At 43.3% G+C, this 2,766-nt stretch carries 2 protein-coding genes; both read left to right on the top strand.

Features of this window, described 5'->3' with window-relative positions; all coding sequences use genetic code 11:
- The first annotated feature begins 148 nt into the window (after window positions 1–148).
- The gene (locus B2Y23_RS11630; protein ID WP_291353819.1) at window positions 149–1,303 is read left to right on the top strand and encodes an acyl-CoA dehydrogenase family protein; all 1,155 of its coding nucleotides are present in this window, start codon (window positions 149–151) and stop codon (window positions 1,301–1,303) included.
- 57 nt (window positions 1,304–1,360) lie between these two features.
- Window positions 1,361–2,602 carry an MFS transporter gene (locus B2Y23_RS11625; protein ID WP_291370948.1) on the top strand — a complete coding sequence of 414 codons (1,242 nt, stop codon included), beginning with the start codon at window positions 1,361–1,363 and terminating at the stop codon, window positions 2,600–2,602.
- Window positions 2,603–2,766 lie beyond the last annotated feature (164 nt).

The following is a 2,766-nucleotide window of genomic DNA, read 5'->3' as shown; positions in this document are numbered from 1 at the left end:
CGCATAGCGATATATACTTTCGTACGTATTGTTTAGTTGCTTTTTTTTGATTAGTATCCGAATAAATTTAGCTTAGTGACTAGATCTTGTTCGATTTCTCCCTATTGAAAAATGAACAGGATTTACATCCTAAAAACGGAGTTAGGACATGATTCGCGATCAGGAAACCTTAGATCAATTAGTCGATATGATTCGTCAATTTGTTGAAGGTGTATTAATCCCAAATGAAGAACTCGTTGCTGAAACGGATGAAATTCCTGTGGAAGTCGTACAGCAAATGAAAGAGTTAGGTTTGTTTGGCTTAACCATTCCTGAAGAATATGAAGGTCTGGGCTTAACCATGGAAGAAGAAGTCTATGTTGCCTTTGAACTTGGTCGTACTTCTCCTGCCTTCCGTTCACTAATTGGCACCAACAATGGTATTGGTGCTTCAGGTTTAATCATTGATGGCACCGAAGAACAAAAACAATATTTCCTGCCTAAGTTAGCCAGCGGTGAAATTATTGGTTCCTTCTGTTTAACCGAGCCGGATTCAGGTTCTGATGCCGCATCACTCAAAACGACTGCAGTGAAAGATGGTGACGAATACATTCTTAATGGGACTAAACGTTTTATTACCAATGCACCGCATGCTGGTGTATTTACCGTCATGGCACGTACTAACCCTGATATCAAAGGTTCTGCTGCTATTTCTGCATTTATTGTCGACAGCAAGACACCGGGTATTTCGCTCGGTAAACGTGACAAGAAAATGGGCCAAAAAGGTGCTCACACTTGTGACGTCATTTTTGAAAACTGCCGTATTCCTGCCTCTGCACTTATTGGTGGTGTTGAAGGCGTTGGTTTTAAAACTGCGATGAAAGTTTTAGATAAAGGTCGTATTCATATTGCTGCACTGAGTGTGGGTGCAGCAACGCGTATGCTGGATGATTCACTGCAATATGCAGTTGAGCGTAAGCAATTTGGTCAACCTATTGCCAATTTCCAGCTCATTCAAGGCATGTTGGCCGATTCAAAAGCTGAAATTTATGCAGCTAAATGCATGGTACTTGATGCAGCACGTTTGCGCGATGCAGGTAAAAATGTCAGCACTGAAGCGTCTTGCGCGAAAATGTTTGCCACAGAAATGTGCGGTCGTGTAGCTGACCGTGGCGTGCAAATTCATGGCGGTGCTGGTTATATCAGCGAATACGCAATTGAACGCTTCTACCGTGATGTTCGTTTATTCCGTTTGTACGAAGGTACAACACAAATTCAGCAAGTGATTATTGCGCGTAACATGATTAAAGATGCTACGCGTTAACGTTTTGGCTGAGTCACACTCCTTGCGGCTCAGCCTTTTTTATTAGGGTAATGGATTATGACGATCAAGAACACGATCTCGACAATCGGTCCTAACACATGGAAAGTTGCTTTTGTTTTCGCATTCCTTGCGTTACTGGTCGATGGTGCTGACTTAATGCTGTTGTCATACAGCTTAAACAGTATTAAAGCTGAATTTGGCCTAACCCCTGTTGAAGCAGGTATGTTAGGTAGCTTTACGCTTGCCGGTATGGCAATTGGTGGTATTTTTGGTGGCTGGGCATGTGACAAATTCGGTCGTGTGCGTATTGTGGTTATCTCTATTCTACTGTTCTCTGTTTTAACCTGTGGTCTTGGTTTTACCAACTCGTTTGCAGAATTTGGTACCTTACGTTTCTTTGCTTCTCTAGGCTTAGGCTCGCTATATATTGCCTGTAATACCCTTATGGCAGAATATGTGCCGACCAAATTCCGTACCACGGTACTGGGTACGCTTCAAGCAGGTTGGACAGTGGGTTATATTGTTGCCACCTTGCTTGCCGGCTGGTTAATTCCAGATCACGGCTGGCGTGTACTGTTCTACGTAGCAGCGCTCCCACTCATTATGGCGGTTCTGATGCACTATATGGTTCCGGAACCAGCTGCATGGCAAGAAAACCGCTTTAAGAAAGTGGAAGCGACTACAGCTAAAACTGAGTCGACCTGGAAACTGATTTTCCAAGACAAGCGTAACCGCAATATGTTTATTCTTTGGGCACTGACTGCAGGTTTCCTACAGTTTGGTTACTACGGTGTAAACAACTGGATGCCGACTTACCTGGAAAGCGAACTAGGTATGAAGTTTAAAGAAATGACGGCTTACATGGTCGGCACATATACCGCAATGATTTTAGGTAAAATTCTTGCGGGTTATATGGCAGACAAATTGGGTCGCCGTTTCACTTACGCTTTTGGTGCGATTGGTACAGCCATCTTCCTTCCGCTCATCGTGTTCTATAACTCGCCTGAAAACATTCTGTATCTATTGGTGATCTTTGGTTTCCTCTACGGTATTCCATACGGTGTAAATGCAACGTATATGACAGAAAGCTTTGCAACCAATGTTCGTGGTACTGCAATTGGTGGTGCTTACAACGTGGGCCGTTTAGGTGCTGCAATTGCGCCAGCAACTATTGGTTTCCTTGCGAGCGGCGGTTCGATCGGTTTAGGCTTTGTGGTGATGGGTGCAGCATACTTCATCTGTGGTGTGATCCCGGCATTGTTCATCAAAGAAAAGCAATACGATCCTCAAAATTCATAATCTTGAACATGTCAAAAAAAGCCTCCTTGGGGGCTTTTTTTATGCACAATCCTCCCCTTTAAGCGCTATTTTTCTACATCTACTCATGATAAAATATCGCTAAGCGAAATTGAGTTTTACAAATTGTGGAAGATTTAGTCCGAGAATCGATGGAGTTTGACGTC

The sequence above is a fragment of the Acinetobacter sp. UBA5934 genome (assembly GCF_002430855.1).
Lineage (GTDB): Bacteria > Pseudomonadota > Gammaproteobacteria > Pseudomonadales > Moraxellaceae > Acinetobacter.
Note: the sequence above shows the minus strand (reverse complement) of the source record. Positions and strands in the feature narration are given on the sequence as shown.

Coding starts and splice junctions, on each gene's coding strand:
- B2Y23_RS11630 (WP_291353819.1), top strand. CDS start 149: ATGATTCGCGATCAGGAAACCTTAGATCAATTAGTCGATATGATTCGT.
- B2Y23_RS11625 (WP_291370948.1), top strand. CDS start 1,361: ATGACGATCAAGAACACGATCTCGACAATCGGTCCTAACACATGGAAA.